The 22,921-nt window shown below is 71.6% G+C and carries 22 protein-coding genes; 10 read left to right on the top strand and 12 right to left on the bottom strand.

What is annotated here, in order from left to right; all coding sequences use genetic code 11:
* Window positions 1–396, bottom strand: coding sequence for a hypothetical protein (locus tag ACIQPT_RS21000; RefSeq protein ID WP_401157398.1), 396 nt, complete (start codon window positions 394–396; stop codon window positions 1–3).
* Window positions 397–714: 318 nt separating this feature from the next.
* Between ACIQPT_RS21000 and ACIQPT_RS20995 the strand changes: the two genes are divergently transcribed.
* The 3 genes from ACIQPT_RS20995 (at window position 715) to ACIQPT_RS20985 (ending at window position 3,908) form a co-directional block, all read left to right on the top strand.
* Window positions 715–1,584, top strand: coding sequence for a helix-turn-helix domain-containing protein (locus tag ACIQPT_RS20995; protein WP_401157397.1), 870 nt, complete (start codon window positions 715–717; stop codon window positions 1,582–1,584).
* On the top strand, window positions 1,559–2,365 hold the full coding sequence (locus ACIQPT_RS20990) for an SAM-dependent methyltransferase (protein WP_401157396.1): 807 nt from the start codon (window positions 1,559–1,561) through the stop codon (window positions 2,363–2,365). Before ACIQPT_RS20995 ends, ACIQPT_RS20990 begins: the two co-directional genes overlap by 26 nt.
* 73 nt (window positions 2,366–2,438) lie before the next feature.
* Window positions 2,439–3,908 carry a helix-turn-helix domain-containing protein gene (locus ACIQPT_RS20985; RefSeq protein ID WP_401157395.1) on the top strand — a complete coding sequence of 490 codons (1,470 nt, stop codon included), beginning with the start codon at window positions 2,439–2,441 and terminating at the stop codon, window positions 3,906–3,908.
* 59 nt (window positions 3,909–3,967) lie between these two features.
* On the opposite strand, the gene ACIQPT_RS20980 is transcribed toward ACIQPT_RS20985, so the two are convergent.
* From ACIQPT_RS20980 to ACIQPT_RS20965, 4 genes are all read right to left on the bottom strand, one after another.
* Window positions 3,968–4,297, bottom strand: coding sequence for a nuclear transport factor 2 family protein (locus tag ACIQPT_RS20980; protein WP_401157394.1), 330 nt, complete (start codon window positions 4,295–4,297; stop codon window positions 3,968–3,970).
* A 108-nt stretch (window positions 4,298–4,405) separates the two neighbouring features.
* On the bottom strand, window positions 4,406–6,034 hold the full coding sequence (locus tag ACIQPT_RS20975) for a flavin-containing monooxygenase (RefSeq protein WP_401157393.1): 1,629 nt from the start codon (window positions 6,032–6,034) through the stop codon (window positions 4,406–4,408).
* Between the two features lie 207 nt (window positions 6,035–6,241).
* A complete protein-coding gene (locus ACIQPT_RS20970) occupies window positions 6,242–7,150 on the bottom strand; it encodes a LysR substrate-binding domain-containing protein (RefSeq protein ID WP_401157392.1) in 909 nt (302 codons plus the stop codon).
* Window positions 7,151–7,190: 40 nt separating this feature from the next.
* A complete protein-coding gene (locus tag ACIQPT_RS20965) occupies window positions 7,191–7,967 on the bottom strand; it encodes an SDR family oxidoreductase (protein WP_401157391.1) in 777 nt (258 codons plus the stop codon).
* 225 nt (window positions 7,968–8,192) lie between these two features.
* On the opposite strand from ACIQPT_RS20965, the gene ACIQPT_RS20960 reads away from it, so the two are divergent.
* A complete protein-coding gene (locus ACIQPT_RS20960) occupies window positions 8,193–8,993 on the top strand; it encodes an SDR family oxidoreductase (protein WP_401157390.1) in 801 nt (266 codons plus the stop codon).
* A gap of 135 nt (window positions 8,994–9,128) precedes the next feature.
* Window positions 9,129–11,210: a serine/threonine-protein kinase gene (locus ACIQPT_RS20955; protein ID WP_401157389.1), complete on the top strand. Its 2,082-nt coding sequence runs from the start codon at window positions 9,129–9,131 to the stop codon at window positions 11,208–11,210.
* 7 nt (window positions 11,211–11,217) lie between these two features.
* Here ACIQPT_RS20955 and ACIQPT_RS20950 read toward each other — a convergent pair whose 3' ends face one another.
* A complete protein-coding gene (locus ACIQPT_RS20950) occupies window positions 11,218–11,718 on the bottom strand; it encodes a hypothetical protein (RefSeq protein WP_401157388.1) in 501 nt (166 codons plus the stop codon).
* 399 nt (window positions 11,719–12,117) lie between these two features.
* On the opposite strand from ACIQPT_RS20950, the gene betT reads away from it, so the two are divergent.
* Window positions 12,118–14,253 (top strand): choline BCCT transporter BetT, encoded by a 2,136-nt coding sequence (gene betT / locus ACIQPT_RS20945; RefSeq protein ID WP_401157387.1) that lies wholly within the window; start codon window positions 12,118–12,120, stop codon window positions 14,251–14,253.
* Window positions 14,254–14,319: 66 nt separating this feature from the next.
* Here the strand turns inward: betT and ACIQPT_RS20940 are convergent, their stop codons facing one another.
* Window positions 14,320–14,781 (bottom strand): VOC family protein, encoded by a 462-nt coding sequence (locus tag ACIQPT_RS20940; RefSeq protein ID WP_401157386.1) that lies wholly within the window; start codon window positions 14,779–14,781, stop codon window positions 14,320–14,322.
* A gap of 90 nt (window positions 14,782–14,871) precedes the next feature.
* On the opposite strand from ACIQPT_RS20940, the gene pip reads away from it, so the two are divergent.
* Window positions 14,872–15,846, top strand: coding sequence for a prolyl aminopeptidase (gene pip, locus ACIQPT_RS20935; protein WP_401157385.1), 975 nt, complete (start codon window positions 14,872–14,874; stop codon window positions 15,844–15,846).
* An 81-nt stretch (window positions 15,847–15,927) separates the two neighbouring features.
* Here the strand turns inward: pip and ACIQPT_RS20930 are convergent, their stop codons facing one another.
* Both ACIQPT_RS20930 and thpR read right to left on the bottom strand, forming a co-directional pair.
* Entirely contained in the window at window positions 15,928–16,917 is a 990-nt protein-coding gene (locus ACIQPT_RS20930) for an aldo/keto reductase (protein ID WP_401157384.1), read from the bottom strand.
* A 214-nt stretch (window positions 16,918–17,131) separates the two neighbouring features.
* Window positions 17,132–17,728, bottom strand: a complete 597-nt coding sequence (gene thpR / locus ACIQPT_RS20925) for an RNA 2',3'-cyclic phosphodiesterase (RefSeq protein ID WP_401157383.1) — start codon at window positions 17,726–17,728, stop codon at window positions 17,132–17,134.
* A 102-nt stretch (window positions 17,729–17,830) separates the two neighbouring features.
* Here thpR and ACIQPT_RS20920 point away from each other — a divergent pair, with 102 nt between their 5' ends.
* Window positions 17,831–18,415 carry a Uma2 family endonuclease gene (locus ACIQPT_RS20920; RefSeq protein ID WP_401157382.1) on the top strand — a complete coding sequence of 195 codons (585 nt, stop codon included), beginning with the start codon at window positions 17,831–17,833 and terminating at the stop codon, window positions 18,413–18,415.
* A 72-nt stretch (window positions 18,416–18,487) separates the two neighbouring features.
* On the opposite strand, the gene ACIQPT_RS20915 is transcribed toward ACIQPT_RS20920, so the two are convergent.
* Together ACIQPT_RS20915 and ACIQPT_RS20910 are read right to left on the bottom strand one after the other, a co-directional pair.
* The gene (locus ACIQPT_RS20915) at window positions 18,488–19,822 is read right to left on the bottom strand and encodes an MFS transporter (protein WP_401157381.1); all 1,335 of its coding nucleotides are present in this window, start codon (window positions 19,820–19,822) and stop codon (window positions 18,488–18,490) included.
* 138 nt (window positions 19,823–19,960) lie between these two features.
* Window positions 19,961–20,401: a MarR family winged helix-turn-helix transcriptional regulator gene (locus tag ACIQPT_RS20910; protein ID WP_007452526.1), complete on the bottom strand. Its 441-nt coding sequence runs from the start codon at window positions 20,399–20,401 to the stop codon at window positions 19,961–19,963.
* A 134-nt stretch (window positions 20,402–20,535) separates the two neighbouring features.
* Here ACIQPT_RS20910 and ACIQPT_RS20905 point away from each other — a divergent pair, with 134 nt between their 5' ends.
* Window positions 20,536–20,775, top strand: coding sequence for a hypothetical protein (locus tag ACIQPT_RS20905; protein WP_401157380.1), 240 nt, complete (start codon window positions 20,536–20,538; stop codon window positions 20,773–20,775).
* Here ACIQPT_RS20905 and ACIQPT_RS20900 read toward each other — a convergent pair.
* Complete coding sequence (locus ACIQPT_RS20900; RefSeq protein WP_401157379.1) at window positions 20,768–22,222, bottom strand: NCS2 family permease; 1,455 nt, start codon at window positions 22,220–22,222, stop codon at window positions 20,768–20,770. The two genes, ACIQPT_RS20905 and ACIQPT_RS20900, sit on opposite strands and share 8 nt — an antisense overlap.
* 287 nt (window positions 22,223–22,509) lie before the next feature.
* Between ACIQPT_RS20900 and ACIQPT_RS20895 the strand changes: the two genes are divergently transcribed.
* A complete protein-coding gene (locus tag ACIQPT_RS20895) occupies window positions 22,510–22,812 on the top strand; it encodes a DUF2530 domain-containing protein (RefSeq protein ID WP_401157378.1) in 303 nt (100 codons plus the stop codon).
* Window positions 22,813–22,921: the final 109 nt, after the last annotated feature.

Genomic DNA, 22,921 nt, shown 5'->3' with positions numbered 1-22,921 from the left:
TCAGTTCGACTCGTCCGGAGTGGTGGACCGCACCAGGGATACGGGCTCCGTCTGCTGGTCGGAGGCGGAGACGCGGGTGGTGTGGCGGGTGAGGCGCAGCCCCATGGCCGTGAGGACGTCCGTGTCGTAGAGGGCGCACAGGAGCGCGGCGGCGGCCGGGAGCGGCAGCGGGCCGGCCGGGCTGAGGCCCAGCAGGGCGGCCGCTTCGGGGTCGTCGAGAACAGCCTGCCCAGCGTGGGCGAGCACCTGACGGGGGTCGTCGACGATCAGTTCGTCGATCTGGATCCGCTGGGCGCGGACGCGCAGGTCGAGAGGGCGGGCCGGGGCCGGGGCGGGCCTCGGGGCGGCGACGACGGACCGGAGGTTCGGGCGGGTCAGGTGGGTCACGTGGTTCATGGGGTGGGCTCCAGAGAACGGGCCGCCGGAACGACGGTGCGTGGAACGGCAGTGCACGGAACAGCTGGGGCGGGGGGCGAGGAAGGGGGCGGGGAAGAGGGGGGAAGGCCGGGGGAAGGGGGGCGGGGAAGGCGGCAGGGAGGGCTGGGGCAAGATCGGTCCGGTCTCACCGAGTTGGCGTGCGACGCAGTCGGACATGCTTACCTTGAGAGCGCCGTGCGAGCGTCGCAAGGTGCGCTGTGTGCACTGTGCGCAGACTGCGCGGAATGTCGGATAGATCGAGCCGGAACAGGGCCGGAATCGGGGAGGGGGCAAGCCGTGGCGCGCGAGAGGTCGGGGCGGACGGCGCGGCACCTGGTCCTGGTGGCCCGTCTGCGGCGCCTGCGCGAGGGCGCCGGGCTGTCCGTTCCGCAGGCCGCCTCCCAGCTCGGGTGGCATCCCACGACGCTGCGGCGGCTGGAGCAGGCGCAGACCTCCCTCGACGTGGGGCAGGTGTCCGCCCTGCTCGACGCCTACGGGGCGGGTGCGTCGGAGGCCGACGACATCATGGGCCGGCTGAACGCCGCGAACATGCCCGGCTGGTGGCATCCCTGGCGGGACGCGATGGCCCCCTGGCTGATGGACCTGATGAGCGTGGAGTCCGCGGCGAGCGTCGTACGCACCTGGCACCCGGCGCTGGTGCCGCTGCTGCTGCGGACCCCGGCCTACGCGATGGCCGTCGACGAGATCATGTGCCCCGACCGGGACGCGGCCGGGCGGCGGCGCCGGGCGGACTTCCTGGTCGAGCGTCAGAAGCGGCTTCAGGAACAGCAGACCCGGCTCTGGGCGGTGCTGCCCGTCACCGCGCTCCGCTGTCGGGTGGGCGGCGACGAGGTGATGCGCGAGCAGGTCAGGACGCTCCAACAGATCGCGGAACGAGGGGATGTGACGGTGCAGCTGCACCCCGAGTACGCACCGCCCCACCCGCTGACCGGTGTCCCGGCGCTGACCCTCTACCGGGTCGAGGTCCGGGAGATCGCGGACCATGTGGTGCGGGAGGGCGGGCTGCCCGGCACCGCGGAGGTGTGGGACAGCCCCCACCCCGTACAGACGTATCAGGGAATGCTGGACGTGTCGTGCGTGATGGCGATGCGGCCGGCCCGAACAGGAGAGGTGTTACAGGATGAGTACGACCGGAAATGGGCCTGAACTGCCCGCGCAGATCGACACGAGCGTCGCGCACTCCGCACGTGTCTGGAACTACTGGCTCGGCGGCAAGGACAACTTCCCGGCGGACCGGGCGGCCGGCGACGCCTACCGGGAGAAGTACCCGCTGATCGAGACGTTCGCGCAGGAGTCCCGGGACTTCCTGCGCCGTACGGTCACCCATCTCGCCCGGGACGCCGGCATACGGCAGTTCCTGGACGTCGGCGCCGGGCTGCCGACCGCGAACAACACGCACGAGGTCGCCCAGCGGATCGCCCCGGAGTCCCGGATCGTCTACGTCGACCACGACCCCCTGGTGCTCCTGCACGTCCACGCGCTGCTGACCAGCACCCCCGAGGGGGCGACCGCCTACGTCGAGGCGGACATGCGCGACACCGAGACCGTGCTCACCGGCGCGGCCAAGACCCTGGACCTGACGCAGCCCGTCGCGCTCGTGATCAGCGATGTCCTCGGGCACATCGTGGACTGGGACGACGCCCTGTCCCTGGTACGGCGGCTGGTGGAGCGCCTGCCCTCGGGCAGCTACCTCTCGCTCAGCCACTCCACCGCGTCCGACGACGCCCACCGCGCCGTCCAGGACGAGTACAACGCGAGCGGCGCGATCCCGTACATCTTCCGGGAGCCGGAGACCACGATCGCGTTCTTCGACGGGCTGGAGATGGTGGAGCCGGGCATGGTGTCCTGGCCGAACTGGCGGCCCGACGCGAACACCGGCACCACCACGGCCCGGGCCGGGTGGGGTGCGGTCGCCCGCATTCCTTAGGCATGTCCGCAACTGCCGCGCCGCGCACGGGCCTTCCCCGTGTGCGGCGCGCACGGCCCGCAGAGGGTTGCGCATGAGCACCACAGGTACGACCGGCCGCGAGGCCGCCGGCTCGCGGGGAGCCCGGGACGGGCGGGAGCGGGAGACGGCGGGCCGGCTGCTGCGGGCGGCGACCCGCTCCGGCGCGCATCTGATCGCCGAGGCGGCGTCCCTGGTCCAGGGGTGGGCGGTCCTCGCCGACCCGATCGCCGGGGCCGTCTACAGCACCCCCGCCTCGGCCGCCGCCGACGGCGTACACGCGGCCGCCACCCCGCGGGAACACCCGCACTGCGTCCAGCTCCCGGCGGCCGGAGCCGTCCTCGTCCTGGCCCCGGCGCCCGCCGTGCCCCCGGAACACACCGGCCACGTCGCCACGACCACCGCGGCGCTCCTGGAGGTGCGCGGGCAGCGGGCGGCGGAGCTGCGGGGCGAGCAGATGCGGCTGCACACCACCCTCATCCGGCTGCTGCTGGCCGGCCACACCACCACCGTCACCGAGACGCTGGGCGGGAACAGGCTCACGCATGTCACGGTCTACCGGCTCACCGGCGACGACGCCCTCGCCGCCCACGAGGTCCTCTGGCGGGCGGTACGCCCCTCCCTCGCCCCGTACGCCGACGCCTGCACCCTGATGGGCCGGCTGGACGGCGAGCTCGTCGTCGCCGAGCTCCACCAGGGCGGTGACGACGGGCGGATCCTGCGCCTGGTCTCCCGGGTGAGCGAGCGGCACCGGCTGCTCGCGGGCATGGCCGGACCGCTGCCCCTGGCCGAGATGACCACCGCCCACAGCGACGCCGCCGCGGCCCGGCACAGTGCCACCCCCGCCCGCCGTATCGTCCCCGCCGACGCCGTCGGCGCCTCCCGGCTGCCGCCCCTCCTGCCCGCCGTCCCGTACGTCCGGTGGGCGGGGTCCGTGCTGCGTCCGCTGACCGCGGCCCACCAGCACCTGCTCCTGGTGTGGCTCCGTACCGGCAGCAAGCCCCGTGCCGCGACCGCGCTCGGCCTGTCCGCCGGTACGGTACGGGCCCGGATACGCGACCTCTCCCGGCTGCTCGGCGCGGACCTGGAGGACGCCACCGTGCAGGCGCATCTGCTGCTCGCCCTCCGCGCTCCCGCCCCCGGCAACGACAGCGATGACATCGACAGCACGCCCGCGCCGACCGGGCCGGGCCGGCTGGACACACTGCCGGACGGCCTCCTGGACACCGATGCGGCCCGGGCCTGGGCGAGCGGCCTGGTCGGCGGCCTGGAACCGCACCTGCGGATCGCCCTGACCTGCTGGCTGCGGCACCACGCCCGCACCGCCCCCGCGGCGGCCGAACTGCACGTCCACCGCACCACCCTGGCGATCTGGCTCACCCAGTGCGCCGACCACCTCGCGCAGAACCTCGCCGACGCCACCGTGCGCGCCGAACTCCACCTCGCGCTGAAGGCCACCCGGACCGGTCCGGACGACCCGTCGGCCCTGCCCCGGCGCGGCGGCCGCACCTACCGCCGCCTGTGACCCGCGCCCGCCCCGCCGCCCCGCTCCTCAGGGCCTCAGGGCCTCAGGGCCTCAGGGCCTCAGGAGGGAGCCTGGCCCGTCTCGAAGCGGCTGACGCGGTCGCCGGACACCGTGAACACCCAGCGGGTCCGCATCGTGCCCCAGGTGTCGTTCGTGTAGTCGACGACGAGGGTGCGGCCGTCGCCGGAGGCGTCCACCACCTTCATGCGGCCGTTGGCCTTCGGGGAGAAGATCTCCTTCTCCGTCCAGGCCGCCAGGTCCCGTTCGCTGCCGTCGTCGGACATCGTGGCGTCCTCGGTGAGAACGTCGGCGAAGAAGGCGTCCTTGTCGCCCGCGTTCACCGTGGCGATGAACTTCTCCACCACCGGGTCGCTGATCGATGAGGTCATCGTGTTCCTCCTCGGCACGTCCGGGAACGGACGTCCCGGAGATCCTCACCGAGTCTCTGTCGGCGGGCCCGCCACCGCATGTCGGGCGCACCGGCCCGCGTGAGCCCGTCAGGCGGGCGGCCCCGAGAGGGTGAAGCCGGTGTAGCCGTCACGGGCCGAGGCGTCGCACTCCTCGCGGTAGCGGTCGGCGCCCCCGACGTACGCGAGGAAGACCCGCGGCTTGCCCGGGACATTGGCGCCCAGATACCAGGAGTCGGCGGCCGGGTAGAGGGTGCGGGAGGCGAGTTCCGCGACGTGTGCGGTCCAGGTCTCCTCGGCCTCGGGGGTGGCGTCGATCTCCGTGTGGCCGTGGCTCCGCAGATGGGCGATGCAGTCGGTGATCCACTCCACGTGCTGCTCGATGGAGACGACCATATTGGTGAGCACCGACGGGCTCAGCGGCCCGGTCACCGTGAAGAGGTTGGGGAAGCCCGCCGAGACCAGGCCCAGATGGTTCAGGGGGCCGTCCGCCCACTTCTCGCGGAGGGTGACGCCCCCCTTGCCCACGATGTCCGGGGCGAGCAGGGAGCCGGTGATGGCGTCGAAGCCGGTGGCGTAGACGATCGCATCGACGAGATGTTCCCGGTCCGCGGTGCGGACGCCCTTCGGGGTGATCTCCTCGATCGGGGTCTCGCGCAGATCGACCAGCGTGACATGCGGCTTGTTGAACGTGGCGTAGTAGCCGGTGTCCAGACAGGGCCGCTTGGTACCGAAGGGGAAGCCGCGCGGTGAGAGCCGCTCGGCGGTCCGCGGATCGGTCACCACGGCAGCGATCTTGGACCGGATGAACGCGGCGACCGTCTCATTGGCCTCCTCGTTCACCAGGATGTCGGTGTACGAGCGGAGAATCGAGCTGAGCAGGCCCTCCTCCCAGGCGGCCTCGTAGGCGGCGGTCCGCTCCTCGTCGCCCACCTCCAGCGCGGACCGGGTCGGCATCGCGCAGACGCTGCCGCCCTTGGACCGCCGCTGGGCCGCCCGGAACTCCGGGTAGCCCGCCTTCCACCCGGCGACCTCGGCATCGGTGAGCGGGCGGTTCCGGGCCGGGAGCGCGTACGCGGGTGTCCGCTGGAAGACCGTGAGCCCGGCCGCCTGTTCGGCGATGAGCGGGACGATCTGGACGCCGGACGAACCGGTGCCGATCACCGCGACCCTACGGCCGGTGAAGTCGAGGTCCTCCTGCGGCCAGCGAGCTGTGTGGTACGCCGGACCGGCGAAGCTCTCAGCCCCGGGGACGCCCGGGTCCTTGGCGGTGGAGGAGCAGCCCGAGGCCATCACGAGGAACCGGGTGGTGACGCGCTCCCCGGTGTCGGTGGAGAGCTGCCAGAGGTGCCGCTCCTCGTCGTACACCGCCCGGGTGACCCGGGTGTTCAGCGCGATGTCCCCGCGCAGCCCGAACCGGTCGGCGACATGGTGGATGTAGCGCAGGATCTCCGGCTGGGTCGCGTACTTCTCGCTCCACACCCACTCCTGGTCGAGCTCGGGAGAGAAGGAGAACGAGTACGACATGCTCTCGATGTCGCAGCGGGCGCCCGGGTAGCGGTTCCAGTACCAGGTTCCGCCGACATCGCTCCCGGCCTCGAACACGCGCGTACGCAGGCCGAGTTCACGTAAGCGGTGGAGCTGGTAGAGACCGGAGAGCCCGGCTCCGACGACTACGGCGTCGACCGGCGGGGCGGCGGGCTGCGCGGTGGCGTTCATGGGAGAGGTCCTCCTGGGTCGCGGCTTCCGTGGGGTGACGCCGGCCCGGAGCGGATCACGGCAGTCCGGCCGGCCCGGCCAAGAGGACGCGCCGCCCGCGCGTGCTCTCACGAAGCGGAATCCTTCTCCACCGGGAGCCCCTTGGGAAGACCGCAAAGAAAGCCACAGAGAAGACCGTGGGGAAGACCGCGGGTCGGCCGGACCGGGTCACTCCGCTCCGCTCCCGGCCCGGCCTCCGGTCCGGCCTCCGGTCCGGCTGAGGAAGACGTCCCGCCCCGGGCACGTCGTGTGCGCCGGCCACAGCGCGTGGACCGGGACCTGGACGGGCGGGTCCAGGTCGAGGACGTGGGCCGCGCCGCCCGCCGCCGGGCCCGGGGCCGTCGTGACGAAGGCGATGCGGCCGGTCGCGGTGACGGCCGTGATGGGCGGGGTGCCCTGGACCGGGTTGCGCCGGGTGTCCGGCTCCACGCCCGCCTGCCGGCACAGGCCGATCAGGAGATCCGTGTACGCGGACGAGCCCGGCTCGCCCCACACCGTGAGCTCCTGGCCGCGCAGATCGGCCAGGGCCACCGTCGACCGGGCGGCGAGCGGGTGCCCGGCCGGGACGGCGACCCGCAGGCGGTGTTCGGCGATCCGGGCCCGGGTCAGACCCGTGTCGGCGGGCATGGCGCGGCTCAGGCCCAGATCGCAGGCGCCCGTGAGGAGCTGCTCGCGCAGCTCGTCGGGGAAGAGCTGGCGGACATGGGCCTGTATGCCCTGCTCCTCCGTACGGGCCCGGGTCAGCAGGTCCACGACCTCCTCGGCGGTGACGGCCGGGGTGTGGCCGATGCGCAGGTGCCCCGCCCGGCCTCGCCCGATGCGGCGGGCGCGGTCCAGGGCGGCGAGCGCCTGGGAGCTGAGCGCGCGGGCGTCGTCGATGAGGGCCTGCCCGGCCGGGGTCGGGGTGACGTGCTGGTGGCCCCGGTCCAGAAGCCGGACGCCGACGTGCCGCTCCAGGGTGCGGATGGAGGTGCTCAGCGCCTGCTGGCTCAGGTGCAGCCGCTCCGCCGCCCGGGTGAACCCGCCCTCCTCGGCGACGGCGACGAGATGCTCCAGCTTGCGCAGGTCCAGACTCACGCGGTCCTCCCGGACGCCATCGGCCGACGGTCGCCGGTGATCAGCGGACTGTGTAGCCGCCGTTGGCGAAGATCGTCTGGCCGGTGATCCAGCCGCCCTCGGTGACGAGGAACTTCACCAGCGGCGCGATGTCCTCGATCTCCGTCAGCCGGCCGCCCATGGCCTGCGACTTGTGGAACTCCACGCGCTCCGGCGTCTCCTGCGGGTAGAAGAACGGCGTGTCCATCGGCCCCGGGGCCACATTGTTCACGGCGATGCCGCGCGGGGCGAACTCCTTGGCCGCCGCCCGGGTGAAGTGCTCCAGCGGGGCCTTCGCGCCCGCGTAGGTGGCGTACCCGTCGGTGAAGGCGGCGAGCAGCGAGGTGACCAGGCTGACGATGCGGCCGCCGTCGTTGAGGCGCGCACCGGCCTCTTGGAGGAAGAAGTACGCCGCCTTGGAGTTGATCGCGAACATGCGGTCGTACTCCTCCTCGGTCGTCTCGCCGATCGGCTTCCGCAGCACCATGCCCGTGGTGTTCACGGCGACGTCCACCCCGCCGAAGGCGTCCAGCGCCTGGTCGAAGAGGCTCCGCACGCCCTCGACCCGGGTCAGGTCCTCGCGGACGACGACGGCCTGCGCGCCCGTGCCCCGTACGGCCTCCGCCGTCTTCTCGGCATCGGCTGCGGTGTTCTCGCCGTGGTAGTGGACGACGACGTTCGCGCCGGCCTCGCCGAGCGTGCGGCTGATCAGGCCACCGAGGTTCTTCGCACCGCCGGCGACCACGGCGGTCTTGCCGGCCAGCTGCTTCTGCTGCTGTTGCTGCTGCTGCTCACTCATGTCGGATCCTCTCCACCGGCCGCATTCCGATATGCGGCGTTCGTCGTAGTTTCCGCTGTCCACGCTAGGAGCGCGCCCCCGCCCGGGGGAAACACAAAGATCGGGTCGGCCCACCAGGAAGATGGGTCACCGCAGGTCAGGGCAGGTCAGCACAGGATCAGGAGCGCCGCTCGGGTGTCCGGAAAGGCCATTGACGTACGCGTACGGGTCACGAAGGATCACCGCGTGACGACCACCGAACAGTCCTCGCCCGCCCCTGCCCCGTCCCGCCCCATCGCCCTGATCACCGGCGTCGGCCGCAGCATCGGCATCGGCGCGGGCATCGCACGCCGGCTGGCGGCCTCCGGCTGGGACGTCGCCTTCACCTACTGGACGCCGTACGACCGCCGGATGGACTGGGGCGCCGAGCCCGGGGCCGCCGCGTCCATCGCGAAGGAGCTGGCGGAGGCCGGGTCCCGTACGGCGGCGATCGAGGCGGACCTGTCCGACCCCGACGCGCCGACGCGCATCTTCGACGAGGCGGAGCAGCGCCTCGGCGGACCGGTGACCGCGCTCGTCCTCTCGCACGCGGAGTCGGTGGACTCGGGGCTGCTGGACACCACCGTGGAGGCGTTCGACCGGCACTTCGCGGTGAACTCGCGGGCCAGTTGGCTGCTGATCCGCGAATACGGGCTGCGCTTCCGCTGCGCGCCCGGCACCGCGACGGGCCGGATCGTCGCGCTCACCAGCGACCACACCGTGGGCAACCTCCCCTACGGCGCGAGCAAGGGTGCCCTGGACCGCATCACGCTGGCCGCCGCGCACGAGCTGGCCCACCTCGGAGTGACGGCGAACGTCGTCAACCCCGGCCCGGTGGACACCGGCTGGATGACCGACGACCTGCGCGAGGCCCTGGCCGCGGGCACCCCGCTCGGCCGCCTCGGCACACCGCGGGACACCGCGCATCTGGTGGACTTCCTGTGCTCGCCCGAAGGACAGTGGGTCAACGGCCAGTTGCTGAAGAGCAACGGCGGCGCGGCTTCCTAGCCGCCGTTCCGCACCCGTTCCACCCCTGTTCCGCGCCGCCGCCCGCACGGGCGCGAACCAGCACGTCAGGTCAGGGCGTCCGAGCAGGACGGAGCGTCTAATCTGGCGTGGTCCATGTAGTGCACAGGGGGTTGTATGCACAACGAAGACAGGTCCGGCAGAGCGAGCGACGGGGTCCCCGGAGGTCCCGAGGACCGCTGGGCGGGCAACGACCCCCGGTGGCCGGGCGCGGGAGCCCCGCAGGAGGCCCCCGGCGCCCCGCCCGCCCCCCGCACCGTGATCGACGGCCGCTACGAGCTGCTGGAGACGATCGGCAGCGGCGGGATGGGCGAGGTCTGGAAGGCGCACGACCTGCGGCTGCGCCGGTTCGTCGCCGTGAAGGGCCTGCTCGACCGGAACGCCACGACCGCGGCCACGCAGACGGCGGCGATGCAGCGGGCGCGCCGCGAGGCGGAGGCCATCGCGAAGATCGAGCACCAGAACGTGGTGACGGTCCACGACCAGGTCGAGACCGACCACCAGGTCTGGATCGTGATGAAGCTGCTCGAAGCGAGGTCCGTGGGGGACCTGTTGAGCAGCGAGCAGGTGCTCGCCGTGCCCAGGGCCGCGAACATCGGCCTCCAGGTCCTCCAGGGCCTGCGGGCGGTCCACGCGGCCTCGGTCGTCCACCGCGACGTGAAACCGGGCAACGTCCTCGTCCGGGACGACGGCCTCGCGATCCTGGTGGACTTCGGCATCGCCACCTTCGACGGCGCGGCGCAGGTGACCCGGTCCGGCAGCGTCATCGGCACGCCGCCGTACCTCGCGCCGGAGCTCTTCGCCCCCGCCTCCCCGGGCCCCACGCCCGCCTCCGACCTGTGGGCGCTCGGCGTCATGCTGTACGAGATGGTCGAGGGCCGCGTGCCCTTCGCCGGCCACGAGGTGTGGGAGGTCCAGGAGAACATCCGGCAGTCCCCCGACCCGGCCCTCCGGTACGCCGGTCCTCTCGCCCCGGTCGTCCAGGGGCTGTTGATCACGGACCCGCGCGAGCGGCTGGACGCGGCCACGGCGGAGGCGATGCTCCGCGAGGTACTCGGGGGCCCCGCCGTGCCGGACGCGGCCCGCGCCCCCTCGGCGACGCACCCGCCGACGGCGGCGTCCACCCCGAACCGCTCCACACCGAACCCCTCGACGCCCGCGCCCGGACCGGTGGCCCCGCCTCCGCCGGCAGCCGTGGCGCCCGCGTCCACGCCCGTACCTCCGGCGGCGGGCAGGCAGCCCGCCCGGTACCGGGGCTGGAAGGTGGCCGCGGCGGTGGTGTGCGTGACGCTGCTGGCCGGTGCGGGCTGGCTGGTCTCGCAGGGCGACGGCGAGAACGGCGGGACCGACGACCGGGCGGGCTCGGTGCGGGGCCAGGGCGAGGGCTCGGCCGGCAGCGGCTCGCAGGAGCGGTGGAAGGACACCCACCCCACCCTGGAGATCGGCGTCAAGGACGACCAGCCCGGGCTGAGCAAGTTCGACAAGAAGACCCGTACGTACAAGGGTTACGACATCGACCTGGCGTACGCCATCGCCGAGAGCATGGGGTACGGCAAGGGCGAGGTCGCCTTCACGACGGTCGCCACGGACTACCGGAGCACCGCGCTGAAGACCAAGCAGGTGGACCTGGTCATCGCCTCGTACAGCATCACCGACGACCGCAAGACGGCCTCGCCCGGCGGCTACAGCGTCGACTTCGCGGGCCCGTACTACGAGGCGAGCCGGGGCTTCCTGGTCCGCGAGAAGTCGGCCAAGTACACGATCAACGACTCCAGCGACCTGCGGGACCTGGGCGTCGAGGTGTGCACCGCGCGGGAGTCGACGTACGAGAAGGCGCTGCCGAAGCAGGGCTTCACCATGGCGAAGTCGCAGCCCAACACCTATCAGGACTGCCTGGACAAGCTGCTGGACCCGAGGTCCGAGGTGTACGCGGTGGCCTCGGACGACATCATTCTCGCCGGGTACGTCGAGGACAACCCGGGCAAGGTGCGGCGGCTGGAGAACATCCAGGGCGCGGAGGGCTACGGCGTGGCGATGCGGCCGGAGACCCCGGTGCTGAAGGGCGAGGTGTGCTCGGCGCTCCGGACGATCCTGGACGGCAGGATCTGGGAGGACATGTACAAGGAGAACCTGTCCGGCCTGGTGGGCAACAAGAACCCGCCGGGCCGCCCGGAGCTGACGGAGTGCAAGGGGGTCTGAGGCCTGCTCACCGCTCGGGAAAACGCTCCCCGCACCGGCTGCAGAAGACCGGCGCGGGGTCCGGCGAAAGACGCCCGCACTCCGGGCAGACCCGGTCCAGCATGCAGGGCCCCTCGCCACCCTCGTACGCCCCGCCCGGCGGCTTGATCGCGAGGCCCGGGCGGCGGCGGTGGACGGTGAGATACCCGAGCCCGTCCGGCCCGGCGGCGAGCGCACGCCGTGACGTACGGGGCAGCCAGAGGACGGTGCCGGGCCCCAGAGGCAGGGCGTCCCGGCTCCCCCCACCCCCCGCCGTCCTGACGCTCCCCGCACCCTCCAGTACGACGAGGAGCACATCGAGCACGTCCTCCTGATGTTCACCGACCTCGGCGCCCGGCGGCAGGCGCACCAGGTTGGCGTCCAACTCCCTCCCCGGTTCGGCCAGATGCCACAGCGCGCCGCGCTCGCCGGGCGCGGCGGAGGCGAGGAGTTCGTCGAGGGCGGCGAGGATCCGGGGAGTGGCGTTCACGGCGTCCAGGCTACGCGGCGGACGTGAGGGCGTGCCGCGGCGATGACGCGATGCTGCGATGCCGCGGTGATGACGCGGTGATGACGCGCTGCCGCGCGGTGATGGGCTGATGATCCCACCGCGCACCACTCCTCCGGTGCCGCCCAAACGGGCGTAGCCGGGACGTCGGTGCCGGGTCCCGCCCCCGAGTGGGTGCACGGTGTCGAGGGAGTGCGCGCAGACGACGCGTCCGCGATGCCGTGCCCAAGCGGAAGCAACGACGCTCGGATGCAACCACGCGCGGAAGCAACCACACGCGGAAGCATCCACGCGCGGTGGGGCGCTCGGCGAGGAGTCGGACCGGCCTCACCCCCGACCCCGCCGGCCTCGGCCGGCGCATCACACAGGAGAGCTGACACCGTGTCGATCGACGGAGAGAACGGCGGCGCACCCGAGCCGCACGACCCGGCAGCAGCGGTCACCGGACCGGGCAAGGAGAGCAGGCTCAAACCCACCGTCTTCTTCGGGGCGTCCGCGCTCATCCTCGCCATCTCCATCTGGGCGATCGTCACCCCGTCCGGCGCCGAGAACACCATCGGCGTGGTGGTGGACTGGATCTCCTCGGTGTTCGGCTGGTACTACTTCCTCGCCGCCACCCTGTACCTGCTGTTCGTCGTGTACGTCGCGGCGTCCCGGTACGGGGCCATCAAGCTGGGGCCGCAGCACTCCACGCCCGACTACGGGCTGTTCGCCTGGGCCACCATGCTGTTCGCGGCGGGCATCGGCATCGACCTGATGTTCTTCTCCGTCTCCGGACCGGTCAGCCACTACCTCGCCCCTCCCGAGGGCGATCCGGAGACCGTCGAGGCGGCCCGGCAGGCGGTGGTGTGGACGCTGTTCCACTACGGCATCACCGGATGGGCGATGTACGCGCTGATGGGCATGGCGCTCGGGTACTTCGCCTTCCGCTACCGGCTTCCGCTGGCGATCCGGTCCGCGCTGTACCCGATCATCGGCAAGCGCATCCACGGCCGGATCGGTGACGCCGTCGACCTCGCGGCCATCATCGGCACGGTCTTCGGCATCTCCGTGTCGCTCGGCATCGGCGTCGTACAGCTGAACTACGGCCTGACCTTCCTCTTCGACATCCCCCAGGGAACCGGCGCGCAGATCGGCCTGATCGCCGTGGCCGTGGCCCTGGCCATCATCTCCGCCGTGTCCGGTGTGGACCGGGGCATCAAAAGGCTCTCCGAGCTCAACGTCCTGCTCGCCATCGTCCTGATGCTCTACATGCTGTTCATCGACAGCCCGATCCGGACCCTCAACAGCCTCATCCTCAACATCGGCGACTACGTCAGCCGCTTCCCGTCGATGACGCTGAACACGTTCGCCTACGACCAGCCGACCGACTGGCTCAACGCCTGGACGCTGTTCTTCTGGGCCTGGTGGATCGCCTGGGCGCCGTTCGTCGGGCTCTTCCTGGCGAGGATCTCGCGCGGCCGGACCATCCGGCAGTTCGTCACGGCGACGCTGGTGATCCCGTTCCTGTTCACGCTCACCTTCCTGTCCGTCTTCGGCAACAGCGCACTCGGCCTGGTGCGGGGCGGCAACACCGAGTTCGGCGAGGTCGCCGCCAACACGCCCGAGCAGGGCTTCTACGAGCTGCTCGCGCAGTTCCCCGGCGCCACGTTCAGCGCCGGTCTGGCCACCTTCGTCGGACTGCTGCTCTACGTCACATCGGCCGACTCCGGCGCGCTGGTGATGAGCAACCTCAGCTCGCATCTGCGCACCCCGCTCACCGACGCGCCCTCCTGGGTGCGCATCTTCTGGGCGGCAGCCACGGGCCTGCTGACCCTGGCGATGCTCCTCGTCGGCGGTGTGACGGCGCTGACCGACGCGACGATCATCATGGGCCTGCCGTTCTCGTTCGTGATGTTCCTGATCATCTGGGGCCTGTACAAGGCGTTGCGCATCGAACGGCTGCGGGAGGACGCGCTGACGAGCACGCTGCCGTCGTCGCTGTCCGGACGTATGGTCCAGGGCGGCCGGAGCATGGAGTGGAACTGGCGGCGGCGTCTGGCCAGGGCGATGAGCTTCCCCACCCATCAGGCGGCGGTCGGCTTCGTCGACGAGGTCTGCCACCCGGCCTTCGCGGACGTCGCGGCGGAGCTGAACCGGCAGGACACGGAGGCGACGATCGAGGAGGGGACCGACGAGGCGACCGGCCTCCCGCACATGGAACTACGGGTTCCGGTGGGCGGGGACGAGGTCTTCGTCTACCGCCTGTGGCCGGTCGAGGTGCCCACTCCGGCGTTCGCCATGCGGGCGGTCTCCGAGCACGACACCTACGTACGCTTCGAAGTGCACCTCGCCGACGGCAGCCAGGGCTACGACGTGATGGGCTACAGCAAGGACCAGCTCATCGGCAACATCCTGGACCAGTACGAGCGGCACCTGGAGTTCCTCCGGCTGCACCGCGAGTCCACCGCACGCTCGTCTCTGCCCGACCACCGCCCGGACACGGCCGACGCGCACCTGCCCGACAACGACGCCTGACCGAGGACGCCGGCCTCTCGGCCGCCGGGGCCGCCTCGGAGCCGACGCGGCCCCGGCCGGCCACTCCTACCGGACGGGTGCGGCAGGCGGGACCGGCGCAGCGGCCGCCGCCACGCAGAACTCGTTCCCCTCCGGGTCGGCCATCACCACATGGTGCTCGTCGACCTCCGCCAGCACGGACCCGCCCGCCGCCACGAGCCGCGCGGCCTCCGCCCGGACGCGGTCCCACCGCTCGGCCGGGGTGCCGTGGCCCTCGATCCGTACGTCGATGTGCAGCCGGTTCTTCGCGGTCTTCGGCTCGGGCACCTTGAGGATGGCGAGGTGCGGACCGACGCCGTCGGGGTCGCAGAGCCAGGCCCCGTCGTCCACCGTCTCGCCCTCCGGCAGGACGAACTGGGCGAGCCACTCCTCCCGGGTCGCGAACGGCGGCGGCGGGGGCAGGTCCACATACCCCAGGGCCGACTTCCAGAAGACGGCGAGAAGTTGGGCGTCGGCGCAGTCCAGGGTCAGATCGATGCGTATGGGCATGGGCAGGACCGTACGGGACACCTCCGCCGGTCGCATCCGCATAAGGTGGCCCACCGCCCACCCGCCCGCCGTACCGAGGGGAACCACGCCGTGCACCGCGAACCGGACGACCCGTACCCGCCGATCGAACCGTACGACGACGGCATGCTGGACGTCGGCGACGGCAACCTCGTGTACTGGGAGGTGTGCGGCAACCCGGACGGCAAGCCGGCCCTGGTCGTCCACGGCGGCCCCGGCTCCGGCTGCACGCCCCGCGCCCGCCAGTACTTCGACCCGGACCGCTACCGGGTGGTGCTCTTCGACCAGCGGGGCTGCGGCCGCTCGACGCCCCATGCGAGCGACCCGGCGACGGACATGTCGCACAACACGACAGCCCACCTGATCGCCGACATGGAACGGCTGCGGGAACACCTGAACATCGACAACTGGCTCCTGTACGGGGGTTCCTGGGGCTCGACCCTGATCCTGGCGTACGCCGAGGAGCACCCGGAGCGGGTCACGGAGGCGGTGATCCCCTCGGTGACGACGACCCGCCGCAGCGAGATCGACTGGCTCTACCGGGGCGCCGGCCAGCTCTTCCCCGAGGCCTGGGACGCCTTCCGCGCCGGCGTCCCCGAGACGAGCGACCCGGCCGGCCTCGTCGCGGCGTACGCCCGCCGCATGGAGAGCGAGGACGCCGCCGTACGGGAGAGGGCGACGGCCGACTGGTGCGCCTGGGAGGACGCGGTCGTCTCGATGGAGGCGATCGCGGGCCCGCCCCCGTACAGCGGCCGCCCGGACCGCGACCAGCAGGCGCTCGTCCGGATCTGCTCCCACTACTTCTCCCACGGCGCCTGGCTGGAGGAGGGCCAACTCCTCACCCGCGCCCATCGCCTGACCGGCATCCCCGCCGCCCTGATCCACGGCCGCTTCGACCTCGCCGGCCCCCTGATCACCGCCTGGGAACTGAACCGCGCCTGGCCGGACGCCGAACTGACGGTCATCGACAACGCGGGCCACATGGGCGGCACGGAGACCCGGCGGGCGGTGCTGGCAGCGCTGGACGGGTTCGCGGCGAAGCGGTGACGGAGGCGGTGATGGGCAGCGTCCGGCCGCCGTCCCCTCAGGAGGGGGCGGCGGCCGGACGTGGGCGCTCTCAGGTGCTGCCTACCAGGCGAACGCCTCCGGAGACGGCCCCGGCCCCGGGAAGATCTCGTCCAGGCCCGTGAGCACGGCCTCCGGGAGGTCCAGATCCAGGGCGCGCAGGGCGCTGTCCAGCTGGTCGGCGGTGCGCGGGCCGACGATCGGGCCCGTGATGCCGGGGCGGGTCAGCAGCCAGGCCAGGGCCGCTTCGCCGGGCTCCAGGCCGTGCTTGTCGAGCAGGTCCTCGTACGCCTGGAGCTGGGCGCGGGTCGCCGGGTCGGCCAGGGCGTCGGCCGCGCGGCCCGAGGCGCGGCGGCCGCCCTCGGTCGTCTTCCTGATCACGCCGCCCAGCAGGCCGCCGTGCAGCGGCGACCAGGGGATGACCCCGAGGCCGTACTCCTGGGCGGCCGGGATGACCTCCATCTCGGCGCGGCGCTCGACGAGGTTGTAGATGCACTGCTCGCTGACCAGGCCGAGCGAACCGCGCCTGGCGGCCTGCTCGTTGGCCTGGGCGATCTTGTAGCCGGAGAAGTTCGAGGATCCGGCGTAGAGGATCTTGCCCTGCTGGATCAGGACGTCGATCGCCTGCCAGATCTCGTCGAAGGGCGTGTTCCGGTCGACGTGGTGGAACTGGTACAGATCGATGTGGTCGGTCTGGAGGCGCTTGAGCGAGGCGTCGACCGCCCGCCGGATGTTCACGGCGGAGAGCTTGTCGTGGTTCGGCCAGGCCTCGCCGTCGGCGGCCATGTTCCCGTACATCTTGGTGGCCAGGACCACCTTGTCGCGCCGGCCGCCGCCCTGGGCGAACCAGGTGCCGAGGATCTCCTCGGTGCGCCCCTTGTTCTCGCCCCAGCCGTAGACGTTGGCCGTGTCGAAGAAGTTCAGGCCCGCGCCGAGCGCGGAGTCCATGATCGCGTGACTGTCCGACTCATTGGTCTGCGGGCCGAAGTTCATCGTCCCGAGGACAAGCCGGCTGACCTTGAGTCCCGTACGTCCGAGCTGTGTGTACTTCATGACGCCCAAGCCAACTCCTTCGAGTCCACTCCAGGCAAGCAGGGGGCCCGGACGCGCCGGGCGGCCGGACGGCGTGCGGCACCGGCCGGCGGCCCGCCGGTCTCAGCCGCCGAGAGCGGCCCCCACGGCGACGACGACGAATATCAGCACGAGCACGGCCGCCATGATGCGGTTTCTGGTCTTCGGATCCACCCTTCGAGCGTAACCGCACCGCTCACCGTCCCAGCGGCCAGGCCCGCACCGTCTCGTAGCGCGGCCGCTCCCCCGCCACCCCGGACACCGGCAGGTCGCTCCGTACGAGACTCAGCTCCCCTGCCTCCCAGCGCTCCCCCGCGAACCCCGCCAGCGCCGCCGTGAACGGCCTCAGGTCCACCTCGCCCCGGCTCCGGGCCAGCGTGAGGTGCGGGGTGTAGCGGCGGTGCTCCTCCATCGGCAGCCCGGCCCGCCGGGCGGCGGCGTCAGCGCGCTCGGCGAGCAGCCGCAGCGTGTCGAGCCCGCCCGCCGCCCCGGCCCACAGCGCCCGGCCGCCGAAGTGCCCCGCGCCGTACAGGCGGAGCGGGAAGGGGTCGGTGCGGCGGGCGGCCCGCTCCAGGCGGGTCTCCAGCTCCGGCCGTACGTCCTCCGGCACCTCGCCGTAGAACGCGAGCGTGAAGTGCCAGCCCTCGGGGCCCGTCCAGCGCAGGTCCCGCGCGCCGGGCAGGGCGTGGAGCGGGGCCAGGGCCGTACGGAGTCCGGCCACGGCGGAGGCGGGCGGGAGGACGGCGGCGAAGAGGCGCTGGGTGGGTGGACGGCCGGAGCTGTGGCTGCTCATGCGCGCGAGTCTGGCAGGTCCGGGCGTGTCCGGGGTGCCGGGCCTATCGTTGTACTACGCGGCTGCCCGCACGCCCGTGCGGCAGCGGGGAGGAGCGGCACGATGACCGTCGTAGACACCGACAGGATCGACATGGCCGACACCAGCGACGAGCGCACTCTGGACATGATGTTCGAGTGGCTTGAGCCCGTCCCCGAGGGATTCAAGGTCGAGATCGTCGAGGGGACCGTCCACATGTCGCCGCAGCGGGACACGCACTGGGAAATCACCTTCGACATCCTGGAGCAGCTCCGCACCACGTACGAACGCCGGCAGCTGAAGACCGACGTACGCATCGACTTTCCCGGTCTCCTCAACGGCTTCGCCTCCGCCGTCCTCGCCCTCGCCTCCGACGCCGTCAAGGGCGAGGACGGCCGCTGGCGCTACCAGGACGTCGAGTTCGTCGCCGAGGTGATCTCCAGGAGCACGGCGGCCAACGACTACGGCTCCAAGAAGGCCACCTACGCCGTGGCCGGTGTCCCCGTCTACCTCATCGTCGATCCGTACACCGGGACCTGGCACCTGCACACGCTCCCGAAGGAGGACGAGTACCGCAGCGTCCTGAGCCTGGACTTCGGCACCCCGGTCGACCTCACCTCGACCGTCGTCGGGCTCGTCCTCGCGACCGACGCCTTCCCCCGCGACTGACTCCGCCCCCGCCCCGCATACGAAAACCGCCCTCCTCCCGGTCACTCCGGGAGGAGGGCGGTTCCCCGTGTGTCACGCCGCCGTCGCCAGTTGCTCGCGCGGGACGAAGCGGACGTGCGGGCGGCCCGGGCGGAGGTCGACCTTCAGGCGGAGGCCGCCGACGCGGGCGAGGGCGAAGCCGACGCCCAGGGCGGCGATCACCGAGATCGCGCCGCCGGCCGCGAAGCCGACGCGGGCGCCGTACGTGTCGCTGATCCAGCCGACGATCGGGGCGCCCACCGGCGTACCCCCGGCGAAGACCATCATGTACAGGCTCATCACCCGGCCCCGCATCTCCGGGTCGGCGGCCATCTGGACGCTCGTGTTCGCGGTGATGTTCGTCGTCAGGCCGAGCATGCCGATCGGGACCAGCAGGATCGAGAAGAGCCAGACGTTCGGGGAGAGCGAGGCGGCGATCTCCAGCAGCCCGAACGCCGTGCCCGCCGCCACCAGCATCCGCAGCCGGGTGGAGCGGCGGCGGGCCGACAGCAGCGCGCCGGCCAGCGAGCCGGCCGCCATCAGGATGTTGAAGAACGAGTACATGCCCGCGCCGCCGTCGAAGATCTCGTCGGCGTAGGCGGTCAGCCAGATCGGGAAGTTGAAGCCGAACGTGCCGACGAAGCCGACCAGGACGATCGGCCAGATCAGCTCGGGGCGGCCGCGTACGTAACGCAGGCCCTCGCGGAGCTGCCCCTTGGCGCGGGGCACCCGTACCGAGGCGTGCAGTTCGCTCGTCCGCATCATCAGCAGGCCGACGAGCGGGGCCAGGAAGGAGAGGCCGTTGAGCAGGAACGCCCAGCCGCTGCCGACCGTGGTGATCAGGACGCCCGCGACGGCGGGGCCGATGAGCCGGGCGGACTGGAAGTTCGCCGAGTTCAGGCTGACCGCGTTGCGGAGCTGCGCGGGGCCGACCATCTCGGAGACGAACGACTGGCGGGCCGGGTTGTCGACGACGGTCACCATGCCGAGGAGGAAGGCGACCAGGTAGACGTGCCAGACCTCGACGACCCCGGTCAGGGTCAGGACGGCCAGCGCGATGCCGCACAGGCCGAGCATGGCCTGGCTGACGAGCAGGATCTGCCGCTTCGGGAGGCGGTCGGCGATGACGCCGCCGTACAGGCCGAAGAGCAGCATGGGAAGGAACTGGAGGGCCGTGGTGATGCCTACGGCCGTTGCCGAACCCGTCAGGCTCAGCACGAGCCAGTCCTGCGTGATGCGGGACATCCAGGTACCGGTGTTGGAGATCACGGCGCCCGTGGCGAACAGGCGGTAGTTACGGATCTTCAGCGACGAGAAGGTCCCGCCGGTCTTGCTCTCGTGGGTGGAAGTCGGTGCGGGGGCGGAGTCTGCTCCGGATCCCGTACTCAAAAGGGTTCGCCTCCTCGGGCGTCTGCGGCGTTCGGTCCGACGAGGACGTGACGACGGGCGCTCCGGCGGTGGTCCGCCGCCGTACCGGATGGCGTGCTCCGGTACGGCGGCGGGTCACCGCCGACGCGCCCGCGGGGGTCACAGGTGGGCGAGCTTCTCCAACACGGGCGCGGCGGCCCGAAGCGTCTCCCACTCGTCCTCGTCCAGGCCCTCGGCGAGGTGGGACAGCCAGGCGTTCCGCTTGGTGCGGCTCTCCGCGAGCATGGCCTCGGCCTGCTCGGTCTGGCTGACCCTCTTCTGCCGACGGTCATCGGGGTGCGGTTCCAGCCTGACCAGCCCCTTCGCTTCCAGCAGCGCGACGATGCGGGTCATCGACGGGGGCTGCACATGCTCCTTGCGGGCCAGCTCACCGGGGGTGGCCGATCCGCAGCGGGCAAGGGTGCCGAGCACCGACATCTCGGTGGGGCTCAGCGACTCGTCGACACGCTGGTGCTTCAGGCGCCGGCCCAGCAGCATCACGGCGGAGCGGAGGGAGCTCACGGCGGCGGCACTGTCGCCGTCGTGGATCAGGTCAGGCATGTTCGTTAGCGTAACTCATTACCCAACCTAAATACCACTCGCTTACACCTCCCGTAAATTCCGATCACCCGAACGAGTGAGTTGGAAGCGGAAAGTGACGCACGGAGCGCTCCGGGGCGGCGACCCTGCTGGACATGGGATCGACAGTGCTCAGCCTGCGGATAGACGGTGAGCTGCTCGACCGGCTCCGGCAGCACGCCGCGAAACGCGGAATGAGCGTCCAGGACTATGTGGTCCGGACGCTCATTCGCGACGACTTCGACGAACGCTTCAAGGCGGCCGTCGAGGAGACGGAGAAGTTCTACGGCGACTCCGGGGGAAGCGTGACGCCCCCGATCGACTCCAGGAGGAGCGTGACGCCACCGATCACGTGAGGCCGAGCGCCGGCATCGCGTAGTAGAAGACGAAGACCGCCGACACCACGTACATCGCGATCGGGACCTCACGGCCCCGGCCGGCCGCCAGGCGCAGCACGGAGAAGGCGACGAAGCCGATGCCGATGCCGTTGGTGATCGAGTACGTGAACGGCATCATCACCATCGCGAGGAACGCCGGGACCGCGAGCGTGTAGTCGCTCCAGTCGATGTCCCGCACCGAGCCCGCGATGATCAGGAAGCCGACCGCCAGCAGGGCGGGAGTGGCCGCCTGCGACGGGACCATGGTCGCCAGCGGTGTGAGGAACAGCGCCACCGAGAAGAGCAGACCGGTCACCACGCTCGCCAGTCCGGTGCGGGCGCCCTCGCCGACGCCCGCGGTGGACTCCACGAAGCACGTGGTGGCGGAGGAGGAGCTCGCACCGCCCGCGGCGACCGCGATGCCGTCCACGAACAGCACCTTGTTGATGCCGGGGAAGTTGCCGTCCTGGTCCATCAGCTTCGCCTCGTCGCCGACGCCCAGAATGGTGCCCATCGCGTCGAAGAAGCAGGACAGCAACACGGTGAAGACGAACAGGATGCCGGTCAGCAGACCGACCTTCCCGAACCCGCCGAACAGGCTGACCTCGCCGAGCAGCCCGAAGTCGGGCGCGGAGACCGGGTTGCCCGGCCACGACGGCGTCGTCAGACCCCACGCCCCGTCGGGCAGACCGGCCACCGCGTCGATGACCAGGGCGAGGGCCGTCATGGCGACGATCGAGATCAGGATCGCGCCGGGCACCTTGCGCACGATCAGCGCGAGCGTGAGCAGCGCGCCCAGCACGAAGACGAGGATCGGCCAGCCGGTGAGGTGACCGTCGCCGCCGAGTTGGAGCGGCACGGTGGTGTGGGCGGCGTCCGGCATGCGCGAGACGAAGCCCGAGTCGACGAGGCCGATCAGCAGGATGAAGAGGCCGATACCGATCGCGATGCCCTTGCGGAGCGACTTCGGCACGGCGTTCATCACGCGTTCCCGCAGCCCGGTCGCGACCAGCAGCATCACCACGATGCCCGCGAGGACGACCATGCCCATCGCGTCCGGCCAGCTCATCCGGGGGGCGAGCTGGAGCGCGACGACGGTGTTGACGCCGAGGCCGGCGGCGAGCGCGATCGGCACATTGCCGATGACGCCCATCAGCAGCGTGGAGAACGCGGCGGACAGCACGGTGGCGGTGACCAGCTGCCCGTTGTCGAGCTGGTTGCCGTACATGTCCTTCGCGCTGCCCAGGATGATCGGGTTGAGCACGATGATGTACGCCATCGCGAAGAACGTGGCGAACCCGCCGCGGAACTCACGGGCGACGGTCGACCCCCGCTCGGAAATCTTGAAGAACCGGTCCAGGCTGCCCTGGGACTGCGGAGCCGAGGGGGGCGGGGAGTCGACCGGAGCGGTGGCCGAGGGGGGCATGGGTGACCTCAGTCGTACGTAGGGAGGTAAGGCGCGGGGGCGGAGCAGAGGAGCAGAGGAGCAGAGGAGCAGAGGAGCAGAGGAGCAGAGGAGCAGAGGAGCAGAGGAGCAGAGGAGCAAAAGGTGATCGAAATTGGATGTTCAGACGAACAATTCGAGCCAGCCCAAAGCAGATTCAGTATGAATACATCAAGCGAAGATCGCTATCTCCGCGCGTAGACCCTTGCGCCGACCGGCCCGCCACCCACCGATCGGGTGACCCGTACGCGGCCCCATAGACTGAACCCATGGAGAAGTGGACACCGAAGCACGAGGCGCCCGAACCCCTGGAGGGCCCCGTCGTCGCCACCGTCGTCGGCGGCACGATCCTCTGGTTCGTCCTCTTCCTCGCCCAGCTCCCCTTCTACGGCTGGTTCGCCGACCGCGGCCACACCTGGTGGGTGTGGACGCCGCTGGCCGGCGCCGGACTGGGCCTGATCGGGATCTGGTACGTCCGCGGGCGCGACGCCGCCCTCAAGCGGCACGCGGCCCGGGTCGAGGCCAAGGACGCCGCCGGGGCCGAGGCGGCGGACGACGCGCTGGGCCGCTGAACCCACCGGCCCGTTTCCGGTGCCGGCCGGCGGGACCGACCCGTACGAGCACGGGCCGACCCGTACGACCACGAGCCGACCCGTACGACCACGGGACCGACTTGGTCCT

Origin of the sequence: Streptomyces sp. NPDC091289 (assembly GCF_044757365.1) — a bacterium.
Lineage (GTDB): Bacteria > Actinomycetota > Actinomycetes > Streptomycetales > Streptomycetaceae > Streptomyces.
Note: the sequence above shows the minus strand (reverse complement) of the source record. Positions and strands in the feature narration are given on the sequence as shown.